Annotated in this window: 16 protein-coding genes; 10 read left to right on the top strand and 6 right to left on the bottom strand. The window is 31.0% G+C overall.

Annotation, left to right across the window (positions count from 1 at the left end; genetic code table 11):
• Window positions 1-126 precede the first annotated feature (126 nt).
• The 3 genes from B4H69_RS04775 to B4H69_RS04765 all read left to right on the top strand — a co-directional run bounded on the left by B4H69_RS04775 (window position 127) and on the right by B4H69_RS04765 (window position 2785).
• The gene (locus B4H69_RS04775) at window positions 127-933 is read left to right on the top strand and encodes a TerC family protein (protein ID WP_038331456.1); all 807 of its coding nucleotides are present in this window, start codon (window positions 127-129) and stop codon (window positions 931-933) included.
• 51 nt (window positions 934-984) lie between these two features.
• Window positions 985-1800, top strand: coding sequence for an HAD family hydrolase (locus tag B4H69_RS04770; protein WP_280046232.1), 816 nt, complete (start codon window positions 985-987; stop codon window positions 1798-1800).
• Between the two features lie 79 nt (window positions 1801-1879).
• Window positions 1880-2785, top strand: coding sequence for a polysaccharide deacetylase family protein (locus B4H69_RS04765; protein WP_280046231.1), 906 nt, complete (start codon window positions 1880-1882; stop codon window positions 2783-2785).
• A 50-nt stretch (window positions 2786-2835) separates the two neighbouring features.
• On the opposite strand, the gene B4H69_RS04760 is transcribed toward B4H69_RS04765, so the two are convergent.
• From B4H69_RS04760 to porU, 4 genes are all read right to left on the bottom strand, one after another.
• The gene (locus B4H69_RS04760; RefSeq protein ID WP_219034984.1) at window positions 2836-3237 is read right to left on the bottom strand and encodes an OsmC family protein; all 402 of its coding nucleotides are present in this window, start codon (window positions 3235-3237) and stop codon (window positions 2836-2838) included.
• Window positions 3238-3244: 7 nt separating this feature from the next.
• Window positions 3245-4150, bottom strand: coding sequence for a pirin family protein (locus B4H69_RS04755; RefSeq protein WP_280046230.1), 906 nt, complete (start codon window positions 4148-4150; stop codon window positions 3245-3247).
• A 126-nt stretch (window positions 4151-4276) separates the two neighbouring features.
• Window positions 4277-5482 carry a type IX secretion system outer membrane channel protein PorV gene (gene porV / locus B4H69_RS04750; RefSeq protein ID WP_038331444.1) on the bottom strand — a complete coding sequence of 402 codons (1206 nt, stop codon included), beginning with the start codon at window positions 5480-5482 and terminating at the stop codon, window positions 4277-4279.
• 37 nt (window positions 5483-5519) lie between these two features.
• Complete coding sequence (gene porU / locus B4H69_RS04745) at window positions 5520-9404, bottom strand: type IX secretion system sortase PorU (protein WP_280046229.1); 3885 nt, start codon at window positions 9402-9404, stop codon at window positions 5520-5522.
• Window positions 9405-9568: 164 nt separating this feature from the next.
• Here porU and gldJ point away from each other — a divergent pair, with 164 nt between their 5' ends.
• The 4 genes from gldJ to B4H69_RS04725 all read left to right on the top strand — a co-directional run bounded on the left by gldJ (window position 9569) and on the right by B4H69_RS04725 (window position 14460).
• Complete coding sequence (gldJ, locus tag B4H69_RS04740; protein WP_180906837.1) at window positions 9569-11197, top strand: gliding motility lipoprotein GldJ; 1629 nt, start codon at window positions 9569-9571, stop codon at window positions 11195-11197.
• 65 nt (window positions 11198-11262) lie between these two features.
• Window positions 11263-12543 carry a UDP-N-acetylmuramoyl-tripeptide--D-alanyl-D-alanine ligase gene (locus B4H69_RS04735; RefSeq protein WP_180904569.1) on the top strand — a complete coding sequence of 427 codons (1281 nt, stop codon included), beginning with the start codon at window positions 11263-11265 and terminating at the stop codon, window positions 12541-12543.
• A 111-nt stretch (window positions 12544-12654) separates the two neighbouring features.
• Window positions 12655-13089 carry a hypothetical protein gene (locus B4H69_RS04730; RefSeq protein ID WP_180904570.1) on the top strand — a complete coding sequence of 145 codons (435 nt, stop codon included), beginning with the start codon at window positions 12655-12657 and terminating at the stop codon, window positions 13087-13089.
• 267 nt (window positions 13090-13356) lie between these two features.
• Window positions 13357-14460: an endonuclease gene (locus tag B4H69_RS04725; RefSeq protein WP_180904571.1), complete on the top strand. Its 1104-nt coding sequence runs from the start codon at window positions 13357-13359 to the stop codon at window positions 14458-14460.
• A 387-nt stretch (window positions 14461-14847) separates the two neighbouring features.
• Here B4H69_RS04725 and fsa read toward each other — a convergent pair whose 3' ends face one another.
• Together fsa and B4H69_RS04715 are read right to left on the bottom strand one after the other, a co-directional pair.
• Entirely contained in the window at window positions 14848-15504 is a 657-nt protein-coding gene (gene fsa / locus B4H69_RS04720) for a fructose-6-phosphate aldolase (protein WP_125349844.1), read from the bottom strand.
• Between the two features lie 83 nt (window positions 15505-15587).
• Window positions 15588-16340 carry an SDR family NAD(P)-dependent oxidoreductase gene (locus tag B4H69_RS04715; RefSeq protein ID WP_125349843.1) on the bottom strand — a complete coding sequence of 251 codons (753 nt, stop codon included), beginning with the start codon at window positions 16338-16340 and terminating at the stop codon, window positions 15588-15590.
• A 188-nt stretch (window positions 16341-16528) separates the two neighbouring features.
• On the opposite strand from B4H69_RS04715, the gene B4H69_RS04710 reads away from it, so the two are divergent.
• The 3 genes from B4H69_RS04710 to B4H69_RS04700 are packed head-to-tail and all read left to right on the top strand — an operon-like array spanning window position 16529 to window position 20135.
• Entirely contained in the window at window positions 16529-17287 is a 759-nt protein-coding gene (locus tag B4H69_RS04710; protein ID WP_180904572.1) for a hypothetical protein, read from the top strand.
• A 7-nt stretch (window positions 17288-17294) separates the two neighbouring features.
• Window positions 17295-18056 carry a hypothetical protein gene (locus tag B4H69_RS04705; protein ID WP_180904573.1) on the top strand — a complete coding sequence of 254 codons (762 nt, stop codon included), beginning with the start codon at window positions 17295-17297 and terminating at the stop codon, window positions 18054-18056.
• 36 nt (window positions 18057-18092) lie between these two features.
• The gene (locus B4H69_RS04700) at window positions 18093-20135 is read left to right on the top strand and encodes a S9 family peptidase (protein WP_180904574.1); all 2043 of its coding nucleotides are present in this window, start codon (window positions 18093-18095) and stop codon (window positions 20133-20135) included.
• Window positions 20136-20163 lie beyond the last annotated feature (28 nt).

Below are 20163 nucleotides of genomic sequence, written 5' to 3'. Positions count from 1 at the left end.
CGATTTAATTGATTTAATCTGTAAATAATTTTGTATATGTTTTAATGTTAAATTAACATCAAATAATTATTACTCAAACTTTAATTCTTATTCTTCGTTGTATTTTCGAAACTTCAAAATTAATCGATGGATTTTAGTATTTTTTTACAACCAGATGCATTAGTTGCATTATTTACATTAACAATGTTAGAAATCGTTTTAGGGATTGATAATATTGTTTTTATCTCTATTTTGTCAGGAAAATTACCTGCACATCAGCAAAAGAAAGCACAACAGCTTGGTTTATTTTTAGCCATGTTTACACGTGTAATCCTTTTATTCTCGTTAAGCTGGGTGATGAGTCTTACCACTCCTCTATTCAATATCGGCGAATGGATTGGCATTACTTCAACCGAATGGTTAGAAAAATTAGCTATCTCTGGTCGAGATTTGATTTTATTAATCGGAGGATTATTCTTGATTTATAAGTCTACTGTAGAAATTCACCACAAAATAGAAGGTGTTGAAGAAACTGAAGGAAAAGTGAAAGTACATTCTTTTGCAGGAACTATTGTACAAATCTTAATTTTAGACATTGTTTTCTCATTAGATTCTGTGATTACAGCAGTTGGTATGGCAGAACATATCGAAGTTATGATTGCGGCTGTGATTATTGCGGTTGCTGTTATGATGCTTTCAGCAAGTGCGGTTTCTAAATTTGTGAACGATCATCCAACGGTTAAAATGTTGGCTTTATCATTCTTATTATTAATCGGTGTTTCGTTGTTAGCAGAAGGATTTGATCAACACATTTCGAAAGGATACATTTATTTTGCAATGGGATTCTCTGTTTTAGTCGAATTCTTGAATTTGAAAATGAAGAAAAAGCATTCGAATCCAGGAATTGTCCGAAATATGGTTGGCGACGCAGAAGAACAAAACAAAAATTTATAACTAACTTTAAGGTCTCAATTATGAGGCCTTTTTTTATTTAAGAAAAAATCAATGCAAAATATAAAATTAATCGTGACAGATATGGACGGAACTTTGTTGCGTTCTGATCATTCATTAAGTCCAGAATTCAATAAAATTTACGAAGAATTAAAAGAAAACAACATCACATTTGTGCCTGCAAGTGGTCGTCAATATTATAGTATCATTTCTTATTTTGAAAATATAAAAGATGAATTGGCAATTATTGCTGAAAACGGAACCTATGTGACCTATAAAGGTGAAGAAATTTTTGTTGACGAATTGGATTGGTCTGTTGTAAAAGAAATCGTAGAAGAAGTACGTAAAATAGAAGGTGCAAATATTGTTTTGGCTGGTAAAAATGCCGCTTATGTAGAATCGAAAGATGAGACTTTTTTAGAATATTTTAAGAATTATTACGACAAAAATATTTGGGTTGATGATTTAACTAAAATCAAAAACGAACAATTCATTAAAATTGCAGTAAATCATGCTGATGGAACAGAATTTAATGTATTTCCAAAATTAGTTGATTTTGAAAAATATGGATTAAAAGTTGTAGTTTCTGGCGAAGTTTGGTTAGATGTAATGAACAAAAAATCGAACAAAGGAGTTGCATTACAAGCTTTGATGAATAAATTGGATATTTCTTCTGAAGAAATCATTGTTTTTGGGGATTTTATGAATGATTTAGAGATGCTAAATTTGGCTAAATATAGTTTTGCAATGGAAAATGCTCATCCAAATGTAAAAGAAGTTGCAAATTTTAAAGCACCTTCTAACGATGAAGATGGTGTAATTCAAGTTATTAAGCAATATTTACAACAATTAAAAACCGTAAATACTTAATAATCTGATAAATAACATCAATCATTTAACATTTCAAATCAGATTAAATTATTAATTTCGCACAAAACCTAAACAATCAATGTTCACTATCAACAAACATCTAAAAAGCTTTCTAGCAATTGGAACTTTACTTTTTGTTTTTTCTTGTAAAAACGAAAATAATCCAGTTCAAAATCAAACAACAACTTCTTCTGAGCCAAAAGAAATTTTGCAGAATGATGTTGATTCTATTTATACAGTAAAAATTGACTCATCAGCTTTGCAATTAGATACTATTGCAAAAGAAGAAAAGCAAAATCCTATTGATTCGACAAAACAATATGTTTACCTAACTTTTGATGATGGTCCTTATAAAGGAAGCAAAAATATCAATAAAATATTAACCGAAGAAAATGTAAAAGGAACGGTTTTCTTAGTTGGTTTTAATGCTTTTACAAAAGATTTGAAACAACATGTAGAAGATTATAAAGCTAATCCAAATGTAGAAATTGCTAACCATACTTTTTCGCATGCTCGCAACAAATACAAAGCTTTTTACAGTGTTCCAGAAAATGTTTACGAAGATATTCGCAAAAATGAGGTGGTATTAGATATACATTCTCGTTGGGTGCGTTTGCCTGCGCGTAACACATGGCGTTTGAACAAACGTAAAAAAGACGATCCAGTAAAAAATGCAATTCCTGCAGCTGACTTATTGGCTAAAAATCAATATTATATTTACGGTTGGGATTATGAATGGGAAAGAAGTGGAAAAAAATCTGCAAATCATCAACTTTCTTCGCCTGAAAAAATTTACGAAGGAATTGTACATCGTTTGGATCAAAATAAAACATTCGAAAAAAACCATTTGGTAATTTTAATGCACGATGATATGTTTAATGAAGATTATAATGCAGAAAAATTAAGACAATTAATTGTTTTATTGAAACGTAATCCGAAAATTGTAATCGAAGGAATTTCGGGATATCCAACCAGGATTAGCTAGATAAAATATTAAGATAAAAAAATCCACTTCAAATGAAGTGGATTTTTTTATTAAATAAACTCTATCGTTGTTTCTATCTCGTGACCTTTTTCTAGCACTTTGTGTACAGGACAAGAATTTGCAACTTTCAATAATCTTGTTCGTTGCTTTTCATCGAAATCGCCTTCTATGATAACATGACGTTGAAAAGTAATTGGCTCAGTTGTAATCATATCAAAATTGATATCGACCTCAACTTTTTTGTAAGTAAATTCTTTGTGATTCATATACATTTGCAAAGTAATCGAAGTACAAGAAGCTAACGCAGCTCCCAATAATTCGCTTGGTTTTGGAGCTGTATCTAAACCTCCTTTATCTAAAGGTTCATCTACATTAAACTCATGTTTTCCTGTTTTAATATTCGAAATATAGTTTTTATCCGTCGAAGTTGACGTTACATTAATATCACTCATTATCAATTTATTTTTCGTTTTCTTTTACTTTAGATTTTTGTTGCGCTAGCGGAATTGGAACATAATCGTCATCACCAGGAACTTTAGGAAAACGATGATTAATCCAATTTTCCTTCGCCGTTTCAATCGTTTCTCTTGAAGAACTTACAAAATTCCAAAAGATAAAATGTTCTTCTGGTAATTCTTCACCTCCAAAAATATAAACGGTAGAACCAGCCGCAATTTCGAATTCACATAACGTAGCTTCTTTCGCTACTAATAATTGTTTTGTGCCGTAAGTCTCTCCTCCATCTTTGATAGAACCTTCTAATACATACAAAGCAGATTCTCCATACAAATCTTTTCCTAATGAAACTTTGAAATCATTTTTAGCTTTAATCTCAATAAAATATAAAGGAGAATAAACAGGTACGCCAGAAGTATGTTCACCAAACTTACCAGCAATCAATTTATAATCTGCATTTTCGTCTGACCAATTTGGTAATTTATCTGCTTCAACGTGAACAAAACTTGGCTCCATATTTTCTAATTCTTTTGGCAAAGCCACCCAAATTTGTAAACCATGTAATGTTTTTTCAGTTGTACGTAAATATTCGGGAGTTCGCTCAGAATGCACAACACCCCTACCTGCAGTCATCCAATTCACAGCTCCTGGCTGAATTTCTAATTCAGTTCCCAAACTATCGCGATGCATAATCGCACCTTCAAATAAATAAGTCAAAGTTGATAAACCAATATGTGGGTGCGGTCCAACATCAAGATTTTGATAATCTTTCATTTTTGTTGGTCCCATATGATCGATAAATACAAATGGTCCGACATGTCTTTTTTGACGAAATGGTAACAATCTACCTACCAAAAAATTTCCTATATCAGCAGCTTTTTCTTCTAAAATTAATCCAACGTTAGACATAATTAGTTTAGTTTTTTAATTGATGTAAAATTAGTTTTAACTATTAATTTAAAACTTGATTTAAGTTAATAAATAAAAAAAGGCTAACCAAAAGGTTAGCCAATTATAACTTAATCTTAACGATTTCTAGTAATCGTAATTATTTTGTGTTTCTCCACCAAAATTCCAAGCAATACCGAAACGTAATGTGTTTTCTAAAGCATTGTTTGTATCAGACATTGGAATTAAGTAAGATGCATTAAATGCAAACGCATTGTATTTTAGTCCTAAACCTAATGTCAAATGTTGACGATCTCCTTTCATTGGGCTTTCGTGGAAATAACCAGCACGAATAAACAAAGCATCATTATAAGAATACTCTGCACCTACAGAATACATAATTTCTTTTAACTCCTCTTTTCCTCCTCCAGGAGCATCTCCAAATGAACTAAAAATTCCAGACATTACTCCTTTATTAGGAATATATCCTGTACCAGGAATTGGATTTCCATTTTCATCTTTCTCATATGTTGGAGTTGGAACTAATAATTTAGAAAATTCTGTTGTAATTCCTACTTTATTGTAATCATCAAATTTGAAATCATATCCAACACCTAAACGTAATGTTGTAGGTAAATAAGATGCATTATCTTCTGAGTTTGAATAATCTAATTTTGGACCAATATTAGAGATTTGGAAACCTCCACGTAATTTTCCTTCAAAATTGTTGGTATCCATTGTTTCTGATTGATAATAACCTGCTAAATCAACTGCAAATGTATTTGCTGGCTGAACTGTACCATCGCTTACTCCATTGAATAAATCGGAACGAATGAAACGACCAGTTACCGCCATCGAGTAATTATCTGTTAAACGTAAACCATATGATAAATCGATTGAGAATTCATTTGGCTTTGCTTTTCCCATCGAAACAATATCAGTTCCTTGCAATTGATTAAGTTCTATTTCTCCCATATTGAAATAATAGATACTTGCTCCTAATGTACTACGCTCATCTTGTCCTAAGAAAGTATAATAAGTTGCATTTAATAAGAAAACATCATTCACCAAAGATCCCATATATGGCGTATAAGTAAATGCTACTCCTGAATAATCTGGTGCAAAGGCATATTTTGCAGCATTCCAGTATTGTGAATAATTATCTGTCGATGTTGCCACACCTTGATCTCCTAAACCACCTGCACGTGCATCTGGAGAAATTCTTAAAAATGGAGCTCCAGTTAAAATTGGATTAGATTTTGTATAATCGTTCCCAGTATCATTTCCTCCTGTATCTTGAGCAAAAGTAAATCCTGATGCTAAAATCAATAAACTTGCTGTAATTTTTTTCATTCGTTATATTATTGATTATATTTTTTCTTTTTGTTTATTATTTTAATATGACAAGTTTTTCAACTGCTGCGGCTGATCCTTTACAAACCGTATCATCAACACCTTTCACATTGACCTTGTAAATATAAACACCTTTTCCTATTTTATCGCCAAAATCGTCCAAACCATCCCATTCTATCGCATATTTACCTGTTCGATATCCTTCTCTAAAAGGTTCTGCCGAAACAGTTTTTCGGATTGTTTTGACTAATTTTCCTGAAATTGTAAATATCTGAACCATTACATCTAACTCAGAATCACAATTATGCTCAAAATGGAAAAATGTATTCTTAGTAAATGGATTTGGCCAATTTAGCAATTTATCAATATGCAATTGTCCTGTCCCATTTTCCATTACTACAAAGTCTAACGTTGCAGTATTCGAATTATTGTTGATATCCCAAAATTTTAAATTCACAGTATGTTGACCAAGTTCAAGATTTTTTAATTGATACATTACTTGTCCTTTCTGGTAATCTTCGAAATTCTTATTGACACAAGGATTTGCATCACCTCCATCATAATATTCATTCAACACATAAGCATCTTGTACTTTTCCATCAAGCGTTGCCACAATATCGTGCCCAATACTTGATCCTGTTGCATTAATACCTGAATTATCTGTTAAACAACCAACCAAATAAGGCGAACGATCTGTAATTCCTCCATTCGCAAAATGAAGATTATTCATATATAATTTTCCTTGCGGACGCTCATCATCATTTAATCCTTCTTCATTAATTCCTTCTAATTTAACTGACTCTACCCCAGAAGCATCTTTACCATCTTTTTCATCCCACGCATAAAATTTTATTTTACGATTACCTAATTCATAATTGATATCTTTCGGGACATAAAATTGAATCGTAAATTCACCATTTTCTACTTTTCCTGTCCCTTTATAAATTGTTTTATTTTCGGTCTCAAAAGTATCTGACCATCCTACTAAATATTTATTAGTTTGCTTTTTCTCGAATAAACTAACCGAAATTTTACCATTAAAACTTTTGTCTTTTATGGTTGAAGAATTAGATTCATTAATTTGACCTACTATTGTAATAAAATCTAAGGATTGCATAGTTCCTCCATTTAGTATATCAACATCTTTCTTATTTTTGATACTTGAAATGCTAATAGGTTGTTGAGGATAATGTATTGAGATCATAGGGTCACCCATGATACTCACTCTTTTATTATTAATATCTTTTGGTGAATAATTCTTTTTTGATTCATTTAGTGCATAACCGATGGATTGATTTTTTAAATCTTTTTTCTTGAAAAATTCATCAAGTATATAATCATTCATATATTTTCCATATCCTGAATTAATTGGTCGATTGGTTGTAATCATTGCTAATGCTCCACCATTTGGGTTTTTTAACATAGCTTCACCGGCAGAATTATATTGTGGTAAATCCCATATTGTAAAATCACATGTAACGGTTGTAACGATAGGTAAACGGGAATAGGCTGCATTAAAATTGGATAAGTTAGTTAATTCTTCCGCTGTAATGATACGTTCTTGCGACCAACTACGTGGCCCACCATGACCGTAATACATAACAAAATTTGACCCTAATTCAATCGCATTGATAATAGCTTGATTAACACTTGGATAACGTAATCCTGCGGATGTACTTTCGGATTGATGTGCTGAAGTATAAATTTTATTGACAATATAATTTTGATTTTCTGTACTTTCAAATTTTTTATCGACTATTTTATCTAAAAAAGGATTATCTACAGTATTATTGGGAATATCTGTACCACTCACAAATGCCACTTTTGTTCGCCAATCTCCATATGAAGTCCCTTTTCCTTGAATTTTATCATAATACGAAATTATTTTGTCCACTAAAACCTTTGCTTCTGTTGAATTAGAAGCAGAAATTCGTCCTACAGCTATTTCTAACCAACGTGCATCATATAAATAAGTCTTATCCTGATTATTTGAATTATCTACATTATTGTTCAACATTTTCACATTATCATTTAACATTGCAAAATAATCATCCGTTGCAATCGCACCATCAATATTAAGAGAAGGTTCGTCAGTAAAAGTTGGAAGATAATTTGTAAAATCTTTTACTCTATTTTTCGGATCATAGGTTGTTGCTCCAAACAAAACGCCATATTCTAAATTTGGACTTGATCCATCTTTTAAGAATTTAAAAAAATCACGAATCGCAATAGGATCTTGACTTCCAGAAGAAAAATCGTTGTAAACTTGTTCCGTTGTAACAACTGCAACATTTATCTTATCATGATTTTTTCTGAAATCTGCTAATCGTTGAGCATCTGCTAAATATTTTGGATGCGTGACAATTATATAATTTATATCAGTTAAACTACGAATATCTTGATTTGTAACTTTCCCTACATATTTTGCATCTGTAAAAGCATTTTCATCCTTAAAAGCGACAAACTGATTCTGATGATTTGTACTAAATTTATACAAATTACTTTGCGGAACAATTGAAGAAATTGAATGAATATCAGAAACATTCCAAACAGAAACATTTGCAGCATTATTCAATGAAAAAGCATTCACACTTCCATCATTAATATCTTCTAAAAACTGAAAAGTAAATTGCTCATTGTTATAGGTTAAACCATCTTTGAAACGCAATTGTAAATAATCTAAATATACTAATCCAGAAGGATTGGTTCCGTTAGAAGAAACCGCAATATCAATTGTATTAGAACTTAATGAAATTGTTTCATCTTGAACACTTCTATCAAATAATGAGTCTCCTAAAGGATAAGTAAAAGTTTGTCCATTTACATTAAGACTATAAGATATAGTATTTGCATTTTTTCCAACCACCGCATAACGCAAATAGGCTTCTCCACCATTTACAGCATTCGCTTTGAATGTTTTCTTAAAACCATCTTTCAAGCCAATATTTTCTCCAACCCAAATTTGTCCAAGACCATTTAAGTTAATCGAATCTTTTTCATGAAATTGTAAATTATCAAAAGTAGAAAAAGTTTTTACAGGACTAGTCGTAATCGCTTGTTCTCCTACTCTTTTACCATCTTCACCATTAAAACTGATAAAATAGTAAGCAAAATCATCATATAAATTATAGCGAACTTTTGCATCTTTCAACGTTGTCGTATTATTTCTATACCACTGATGCGGACCTTTTGCATAAAACAAAACGTAATCCGAATTATCAAAGGAATTGTCTTCACCTCCAACAAATTTTATTGGAATTTCATTAAGAGCACCAATTCTATCTTCCGTTAAATTCTCCATCAAACGCCCTTCTCCATTTCCATAGATTTTTAGCGATTTTGGATTAAAATTGGTCGGAATTCCGTTTTTAGTAAAGAAACTTTTATCTAATTTGAAAACTCCATCTTTAGAAACTTTTATTTTGTACCAATCACCCGATTTTAGGACACTTGTAGTTGAATTATCAACTAATCGTTGATTAAGATTTCGTCTAGATTGAGTTGTTTTTGGAACGATTGAGAAAGATTCTATTTTTAAAATCTTATCATTTTGTTTGACAAATGGTACAACTTTAACAATTAGTTTTTGCTGACCATTTTTATCAATAATATTATATGAAGAAAAATTAATTTTATCTGTAATCGAAGACGTATTCAAATCAGCCAATTCATTCTGTACTTCTCTAAATTGTACATTTGACAATTCAACTTCTTGATTTGTAAAATTTAACTCAACAACAAATTCCGGAAGAAAATATCCTCCAACAAAATAATTATCTTTATTCGAAAAAAACGGCACGTTTACCGTATTTCCATTCGTTAAAGAAATTGTTTGATTATTCTCCCAATTTATTTTGTAATTTTGACTAAATAATTGAGGAAATTGAAGCAAAGTTGCAACTAAAATAAAATATTTCTTCATGTCTGAATAACGCTATTTTGACAAATATATTTTCAATCGTAAAATAAAAAAATAATTCTTACGTTTGATACAAGAAATAAAGCATTTTTTCGTTGTAAGATTAATGTCAAATGCTTTTATTTGCATTAAATTTAATTTTCGAAAACCAGAAATATTCTATGAAAATGAATAAAGGACGTATTTTTTCTCTTGCCCTTGCAGCTGTTACTATGAGTGTATTCATGGGTTGTGCAAGCAGTTCAGGAAAGAAAAAAGGAGGTGGAACAAAAAATTTCACAAGTCGTACAGGATGGAAACCAAACGATAGTAAAGGTTGGTTTTTTTCAGGTAAAAAGAAAGAAAACATCAAAGCATGGCCTGGAATGGTTTTCATCGAAGGTGGATCTTTTACGATGGGAATTACGAAAGATGACGTGTTACACGATTGGAATAATTCTCCTGTTCGTATGCAAGTAAAATCTTTCTTCATTGGTGAAACTGAGGTTACAAACTACGAATACAAAGAATACTTAACTTGGTTGAAAGTTGTTTTCCCTCCAGAAGACACGCAATACAAGGATATTTATAATGGAGCATTACCAGATGAAACGGTTTTTAACAATCAATTATCTCGTGATGATTTCTCTACAGAAAATTATTTATTTTCGCCAGAATTCAGCTATTATCCAGTAGTTGGTATTTCTTGGTTACAAGCCGTTAACTATTGTGATTGGTTAACAGACCGTGCTGTTGAAAAATCTTTAATGAACAAAGGAATCTTATCAAAAGATTATTATAATAACGAGGAATATAATTACGGAAATAAAACATTTAGTGCTGAACAATATAAGTTAGGCGATACAAATGTAAACGAAGCGATTGATTCGACTAAAATTATGAGAGCGAATCAAATCAAAACGCAAAATACACGTATCTTAAAAGCAAATCGTGCAACTGGTTCAGATGAAGTACAACCATTCCGTTTACCTACAGAAGCTGAGTGGGAATATGCAGCATTGGCTTTACCTGGAAATCGTGAATACAACGAATACAAAGGAAAAGATGTTGCTCAAAATAACTTGAGAGTAACGAAAGGTGCTCAAAGAGGTCAATATTTAGATAACTTCAAACAAGGACGTGGAGATTACTCTGGAATTGGTGGATTTGGTAACGATGGTTCTGCAATTACAAGTGATGTTCGTAAATATCCATCAAATGATTTTGGTCTTTACGGAATGTTAGGAAACGTTGCTGAATGGGTTTCTGATGTTTATCGTCCTATTATTGATGAAGAGGCAAACGATTTCAACTACTACCGTGGAAATATTTTAAAAACAAAAATTGACAACGGAGCAGGTGGTTTTGAAAAATATGACGAAACAAATGTTGAATATGATACATTAGACAACGGACGTTTAGTTTATAGAGGATTACCAGGTGCTTACAAAAAACAAACAGAATACGATTTAACAAATTATCGTGATGGTGACCCTAATTCTTCTTTATCACCACGTACTGAGGAAGGTAAATCTGCTGATCAAGCGACAGAAGATATGTACAACGCTCCTCAACGTAAATTTAGAGTGGATGAAAAAGGTCGTGTAATCTTAGAGAAAGACACTACAAATCGTACTTCTGACATCTCTGATGAAACACGTGTAGTAAAAGGTGGTTCTTGGAAAGATCCTATATATTGGATTGATGCTGGTCAAAGACGTTACTTACACCAAGCAAGTGCAACAAACTGGATTGGTTTCCGTGTAGCACAAGAATACTCTGGTAGTTTCGAATCAAAACGTAAACGTAGAGGATAATAATCCTTTTCAAAATATTTTAAATCTCGGTGATTAATTTCATCGAGATTTTTTATTTTTACATTATGAAAACAGCAGAAATATTCGATCAATTTCTTAAATCGAAAATCGTTACGACTGATACACGCAACATCTCACAAAATTGTATCTTTTTTGCTTTAAAAGGAGCTAATTTTAATGGAAATACTTTCGCTCAAGAAGCGATCAATCAAGGAGCTGCAATGGCAATTGTTGACGAAAAAGAATTTGAAAATACATCTCAAAATATTTTTTTGGTTAATGATGCTTTAGAAACTCTACAAGATTTAGCGAGAACTTATCGTAATTACCTTAAAATACCATTTATTGGATTGACTGGTTCTAATGGTAAAACAACGACAAAAGAATTGATTTCAGCTGTTTTAAAAGAGAAATTCAAAACGCATTATACATTCGGAAATCTGAATAATCACATCGGAGTTCCTTTAACTATACTTTCTATTTCAGAAGATACAGAAATGGCTGTGATCGAAATGGGTGCGAATCATCAAAAAGAAATCGAGTTATTAGCTTCTATTTCTCAACCAGATTATGGGTATATCACCAATTTTGGTAAAGCTCATTTAGAAGGTTTCGGAGGAATTGAAGGTGTGATTAAAGGAAAATCTGAGTTATATGATTTTTTGAGAGCAAATAACAGAACTGCTTTTGTCAATTTTAATGATCCTATTCAAGTTGAAAAAACTGAAGATATTAACCGAATTACATTTTCTGATCAACATAATGCTAATGTTCAAATCGAATTGATAGAAAATGAAACTGAATATTTGGCGGTTAAATACCAAGATTTAAAAATTCAATCACATTTAACAGGAAACTATAATTTTAGCAATATTTCGTGTGCAATAGCAATTGGAGAACATTTCGGGATTGACGCAAAATCTATTCAAAACGGAATCGAAAATTATTTTCCATCAAATAATCGTTCACAAATTATCAATAAAGAAAATTACAAAATTGTGATGGATGCCTACAACGCAAACCCAAGTAGTATGGAAGCTTCGTTAAATAATTTTGCAAAATTTGAAGGTTCTAAAACAATTATTATTGGTGACATGTTTGAGCTTGGAGAAGAATCAAAAGCTGAGCATCAACGTATTTTAGATTTAGCTGAAAGTTTAGATTTTGATCAAATTTTTATTTTAGGACATAATTTTGGTGAAACAATTACGAATAATCCGAAAGTACAAAAATTTGAAAATCGCGTTGCATTTGAAGAATGTTTAAAAGAAAATCCAATCAAAACTCAAAATATTTTGATAAAAGGTTCTCATGGCATGAGGCTTGATTTGTTAGAAAATATTTAAAATCAATACCTTGATTATCTGATGAATAAATCAATATTTTTTTTTATTATAATTACTCTTTTCACTTCTCATTCTCTTCAGGCTCAATCTGTAATTGAATGGAAAAAAGATATGAAACTTAATTACGAAAACTTTAAAAAGAAACCTATTCAAACAAAGGTTCCTCAAGGATTTTTAGATTCAAAATTAGGTTGGAAAATTGCAGAATCTACTGGAGAACTTCCTGAACTTTGGGTTACCAATAAATTTGATGAAAGTAATTCGTGGCTATCTATGCAACATGCAGAAATTTTAAAAGAAATGCAGTTGCAATTTGACTTGTCTGAATTATATGCACGAAAAATTAGAAAAGATTTTAAAGATTTACAAGCCAAAAAAGTCATGGAAAAAGATTCTTATCGAGCAAAATTTTTGTCAGGTTCTAAGAATTTTCAGAAAAAATTGAAATCGATAGCTGGAGTCTCTTTAAATCAACCTGATTTATATAAATTATTAAATAAACAAATTCAAGATTCATTGGTGATTTATCAAAATTACAATAAGTAAAAGAGGCTCTAAACTTAACTATTTATTAATTTTAGATGTCTTTTTTATATATACATTTGTAACCTTTTCAAGATAAAATATATGAAACAGATTTCCACAATTTTGTTATATAATACAAGGCTTCCACTTGTTGAGCAACTAAATTTAAATAATTTCAATTTAAAAATTTTGAAAAACGTTTATATATTTAAAAAATAATTATTAAATAATAAATGAGAGAATTAAGATATTTTTCGTATCTTAATTCTCTTTTTAAATTCATACTGTATGAAAAAAATAATTTTACATCTTAGTATTTTTTTAGTAGGTTCTAACCTTTTTGCTCAAGCGCCTGCTAATTATTACAACAATGCAACCGGTAGTGGATTTGTATTAAAAACTCAACTCTATAATATAATAAAAGGTCATACAACAAAAAGTTATGATGCTTTAAAAGGGTTATACAGACAAACGGATTCTGATAATGGATTTCAAGATAAATATTATGAAAAAGATAATACCATTTTAGACATCTATTCTGAAATTGCTACTGCTAAAGATCCATATAATTTTACTCCTGGTCAAAAAGAATGTGGAAATTACAAGAATGAAGGAGATTGTTACAATAGAGAACACTTAATCCCTCAAAGTGTTTTTAGTGAAAGTTCGCCTATGGTTTCAGACCCTTTGCATATATGGCCAACAGATGGTAAAGTAAACGGCATGAGAAGTAACTATCCTCATGGTGTTGTTGGGAATGCAACATACACATCACTAAATGGGTCTAAATTAGGAAGTAATTTAAATTCTGGTTATTCTGCCGGCTATTCTGGGATTGTATTCGAACCTATTGATGAATTTAAAGGTGATATCGCTCGTGCTTATTTTTATTTTGCTACACGCTATCAAGAAAATGGTATTCAAAGTTGGACCTATGCTATGTTTAATAAAACAAAAGATAAAGTTTTTACAGATACTTTCTTGAAAATATTAATGACTTGGCATTTAAATGATCCTGTTTCTGATCGAGAAAAAGACATTAATAATTTAGTATACAGATACCAAGGAAATAGAAATCCATTTATCGATCATCCAGAATATGCAGAAAAAATTTGGGGTTCGGATTTAGGAACTGGAGATTTCGAATATCAAAAACGTGATGATGTTTCAGTTTACAATGCAACAAATCGTTCGATTAAAGTTAAACTTGAAAATAATTCGAAATCAATTCAGAAAGTTTCTGTTTTTAATTTCAATGGACAATTAGTTAATGAAGTTTCAAATTCATCTAATCAAAAAGAAGTTGAAGTTAATTTCAAAACTCCAGGTGTTTATATCATCAAAGTTGTTGGAAAACAAATGGAAATCAACAAAAGAGTTGTAATAAAATAATCATTTATCAATCCATCATAAAAAAATCCTTCGCTCATACAAGTGAAGGATTTTTTATTTTAGTAAATGGAAAAAATTATTAGTCATTATTGATATTTTTCTTAAAAAATGTGCTTCCATATAGAAACATGATTAATAAAAAAGGGATACCAAGCGTGACTGATAATAAAATAAATGTTTTTAACATACTAATAAGAAATATTTTAGTTTCTAATACTTTTATCAATTTACGATTAATAATTTTATATTATTCATAACAAAACATCTTTTTTTATTTATTAACACTATTTTTATCAACTTGATAATTAAAAGCTTTTCATTAATATAAATTCATAAAAAAAGTCGCTTAAAATTAAGCGACTCATATATAGAAAATTCTATTTCAATTTATTGGTTTCCCTTTGCGTAATCAGCTAAGAATTGTGCTAATCCAGAATCTGTTAAAGGGTGTTTTAACAATCCTAAGATTGATGATAAAGGTCCTGTCATAACATCAGCACCAATTTTTGCACAATTTACAATATGCATTGTATTACGAACTGAAGCAGCTAAAATTTGAGTTTCGTACAAATAGTTATCATAAACCAAACGAATTTCTTCGATTAAGTTTAAACCATCTGTCGAAATATCGTCTAAACGTCCGATGAATGGAGAAACGTAAGTTGCACCAGCTTTTGCAGCTAATAATGCTTGTCCTACAGAGAAAACTAAAGTAACATTAGTTCTGATTCCTTTTGTAGAAAAGTATTTACACGCTTTTACACCATCTTTCGTCATAGGAATTTTAACTACGATTTGAGGATTTAAAGCTGCTAAAGCTTCACCTTCTTTTACCATTCCTTCGAAATCAGTAGAAATTACCTCAGCAGAAACATCTCCGTCAACTAATTCGCAAATTGCTTTGTAGTGATTCAAAATATTTTCTTGACCTGTAATTCCTTCTTTTGCCATTAAAGATGGATTTGTTGTTACACCATCTAAAACTCCTAAATCTTGGGCTTCTTTAATGTCAGCTAAGTTAGCTGTATCGATAAAAAATTTCATTGTTTGTTTGTATTTCGTTCAGGCAAAATTAAGGATTAAATTATAGAAAACCATTTAATCTTAAAGATTCGATCAAAAATATTTTAAACCGCTGTATATCCTCCATCAACAAGGTAATAACCGCCTGTCATAAAGGATGCTTTGTCCGAACTTAAGAATAAAACCAACTCCGCAACTTCTTCTGGCTGTCCCAAACGACCCATTGGATGTTTTGTAACAAGCAATTCTAAATGATCTGCACTCAAATTATTCGACAACAAAGGCGTCATAATATAACCTGGTCCAACTGCATTACAACGAATATTTTTTGGTCCGTATTCCGCTCCAATGTTTTTCGTCAAACCTACAACTCCATGCTTTGCAGAAGTATAAGCCGAACTCATTGGCGCAGCGACAGTACCATGAATAGAAGCCATATTAACAATAGAACCTCCTCCATTCTTTTCCATTGCTTGTAATTGATATTTACATCCGTAAAAAACACCATTAAAATTGATATCTATTACTTTTTTCCAACCATCTAGTGGATAATTTTCAGTCAGCTCAGCAGGACCTCCAATTCCAGCATTGTTACAAGCTATATCAAGTTTTCCATAAACTTCAAGCGTTTTATTTACTAATGCTTCATTATCTTCTGGCGAAGAAGTATCAGCTTTGAAAAATATCGCTTCTCCTCCATTTTTTTTGATAATTTCTACTACTTCATTTCCACCTTCTTCATTAATATCTGAAACCACAACTTTCGCACCCTCTTTGGCATATAATTCAGCAACAGCTTTCCCAATTCCAGAGCTAGCTCCAGTTACAATCGCAACTTTATCTTTTAAACTTGACATAATTTTATGATTTTAATTTAAATAAAGTTAATCATTTATAATCAGATCTATAAATCATTTCTTTCAAATAATATTATTTGAAATGATTCAATTTTATTAACTATTTTGAAATGAAAAATTCAGCATAACAAATATATTTAGGATAAAACAATTCTATTTTTTTATATTTGATACAAATAACTTTTTAAATGAAAAATTTAATAGCTGCTATACTTTTATGTAGTTTTTCTACTATAAATGCACAAGAAACAAGTGATTATAAGTACATCAATATTCCTGAAAAATTTTCTAGTTTTGATAAAGATGAATATCAATTAAATAATCGATTAAGATATATATTAACGCAGAAAAAATATGAAGTTTTACCTTCTGATAAATCTTCTTGGCCGCTAGAAGTTGTGCAAAACCCTTGTTTAGCATTGAATGCTGATATTTTAAAAGTTAAAAGTTTTCTGAATAATAAATTAGAGGTAAGTTTTACAGATTGTTCTAATAAAAGTATTCAAAAATTTGAAGGAACTTCTAAGATTAAAGAATATGACAAAGGTTACCAAGAAGCTATAAAACTAGCTTTAAATCCTTTAAAATCTCAAAATGCGAAAGCTTCTGTTCCGATGGTAAAATTAGAAAAAGCCCAAACAGAAACAACAACTGCATATATACCAGAGCCAAAAGGAACTAAGGTAACAGCTACTAATTTGTTGACAGATGGAACAATTACGTATCAAAAAATTGAACTGCAAAATGGTGGTTTTATGTTGATGTCCGAAAACGGAAATCAGGTTGTTGCGAAATTTGAACCAACTCTAAAAAATGGAATTTATAGAGTAATTGTTACCAAAGGAAATTCAAATTATTTTTCGGTAGGTTACATTAGTGGAAATACAATTTCGTACGAGGTTTCTGAAAATAATACTTGGAAAGAAGTTAAATTATCGGCTAAATAATCTTATAATGAAAACTATATTATCAGGTTTATTTTTAATTGCATTATCATCACTTCAGGCACAAAACGTAACAGATTACAAATATGTTATCGTTCCTCAACTCTTTAAAGATTTTGCTAAAGATGATTTTCAATTAAATATTGGATTGAAAACCGCTTTGAGAAAAAAAGATTATGAAGTAGTCAATGAAAATTCTATCCCGTTAGAGGTACAAATTAATCCTTGTTTAGCAACAAAAGCTAACATTGAAGAAGTAAAAGTGATGTTTAGAAATAAATTAAAAGTGACTTTTACTGATTGCAATAATGCTGTTGTTAGCTCTTATGAAGGTTCGTCAAAAGAAAAAGATTTCACAAAAGGTTATCAAGAAGCATTAACATTTGCTATGAATCAGGTTGGAAAACAAAATGCGAAAGATTTACCTGTAACTAAAACAGAAAATACAACAATTCCAACCGTTAAAGAAACAACGAATAAAGTCGTTACGCAAGAATCAAGTAAAACTGTAGAATACAAAAACGTTTACAAATCGAACGGAAAAAATTACACGACAGCAAGTACAAATAACTACGAATTTGTGTTAATAGATCAAGAAAATTCAAAAGTTATTGCACAATTTTATCCAGCTGCCCAACAAAATGTTTTTCATGTGACAGTGATTTCTCAAAACGGAAATTACCAAACAATTGGTTATTTGAACGAAAATAATATCATCATCGAATATAAAACAGGTGATAAATCTTGGTCAACTACAACTTATTCAAAGTAAGTTTTTATAGTACATTTGCACCTTAAATTTTAGAAAATGCAAGCACCTATTGCGAAAAAAATAGAACAAAAATTAGAAAAACACGGAGATATCCGCATCGATAATTATTATTGGTTGAATGATCGTGAAAACTCTGAAGTTATCGATTATTTGAACCAAGAAAACGAATACACAAAAGCTATTCTACAACCAACGGAAGCTATACAAACCAAGCTTTTTGAGGAAATGAAAGCGCGAATCAAAGAAGATGATTCGTCTGTTCCGTACAAATTGAATGGTTATTGGTATTTGACAGAATATCAAAAAGGGAAGGAATATCCGATTCACAAACGTCGTAAAGATAGTTTAGAGAATCCAGATGAAATTCTTTTTGATGTCAACACGATGGCAGAAGGTCATTCGTATTATCAATTGGGCGGAATTTCGATGGCGCCAAATAATCAATTGGTTTCCTTTGGAGTTGACAATGTTTCGCGAAGAATTTATACGATTCAAATCAAAGATTTAACAACTGGAGAAATTCTTTCTGATAAAATAGAAAACACAACTGGAGGTTCTGTTTGGGCCGCTGATAATCAGACCTTATTTTATACAAGAAAAGATGAAACATTACGCGCTTATCAAATTTGGAAACACAAATTAGGGACAAAACAAGAAGATGATGTCTTGGTTTTTGAAGAGGCCGATGATACGTTCAATGCGTTTGTTTACAAATCAAAATCAAGAGATTACATTATTATTGGATCTTCAAGTACTGTTTCAGATGAGTTTAGATATATTCCTTCTAATCAACCAGATGCAGCGTTTAAAATCTTTCAAGAAAGAGAACGTGATTTAGAATATTCAATCGAACATTTTGGTGATTCATTTTATATTCAAACCAATAAAGATGATGCGTTTAACTTCAAATTAATGAAAACTTCTGTCGAAAAAACAGAACAAGAAAATTGGATTGATGTGATTCCTCATCGTGAAGAAACATTGATTGAAGGTTTTGAGATTTTCAAAAATTATTTGGTTATCGAAGAGCGCACAAATGGTTTATTGCAGATGAATATCAAAGCATGGAATAATTCAACTGATTATTATTTGCCATTTAACGAAGAAACCTATACAGCAAATGTTGGCACAAATCCAGATTTTGATACTGACATTTTACGTTACGGATATACATCATTGACAACTCCTTCTTCTGTGATTGATTTTAACATGAATGATAAAACATTCGAAATCAAAAAAGAACAAGTTGTTATAGGTGATTTTGACAAAGAAAATTATATTTCTGAACGAATTTGGGCTGAAGCACGAGACGGAGAAATGGTTCCAATCTCATTGGTTCGTCGAAAAGATACACCTCTTTCTGCCGAAACTCCTCTCCTACTTTACGCTTATGGTTCGTATGGTTACACGATAGAGCCTTATTTTAGTTCGGTTCGATTAAGTCTTTTGGACAGAGGTTTTATTTATGCAATCGCACATATTCGTGGTGGTCAATATCTTGGTCGCGAATGGTACGAAGATGGAAAAATGTTAGAAAAGAAAAATACATTTTTCGATTATATTGATGCAGCAAAATATTTGATTCAACAGAATTACACTTCATCAAAACATCTATATGCAATGGGTGGTTCTGCTGGCGGATTGTTGATGGGGGCTGTTATTAATTACGAGCCAACATTATTCAATGGAGTAATTGCGCAAGTTCCTTTTGTGGACGTTGTCACAACAATGTTAGACGATTCTATTCCACTAACAACAGGGGAATATGATGAATGGGGAAATCCGAACGAAAAAGAATATTACGATTACATGAAATCGTATTCGCCTTACGATAATGTGGAAGCAAAAGCTTATCCAAACCTTTATGTTTCGACAGGTTTGCACGATTCTCAAGTACAATATTGGGAACCTGCAAAATGGGTGGCGAAATTAAGAGATTTAAAAACAGATAATAATATTCTACTTTTAGATACAAATATGGACACAGGTCACGGTGGTGCTTCTGGTCGATTCGAATCGTTGAAAGAAGATGCGAAAGAAGATGCTTTCTTATTTATGTTAGAAGGGATTACAGAATAAATTTCAAACCAAAAAGTCAACAAATTTG

This window comes from Empedobacter sp. UBA6745 (genome assembly GCF_002453775.1).
GTDB lineage: Bacteria > Bacteroidota > Bacteroidia > Flavobacteriales > Weeksellaceae > Empedobacter > Empedobacter falsenii_C.
Note: the sequence above shows the minus strand (reverse complement) of the source record. Positions and strands in the feature narration are given on the sequence as shown.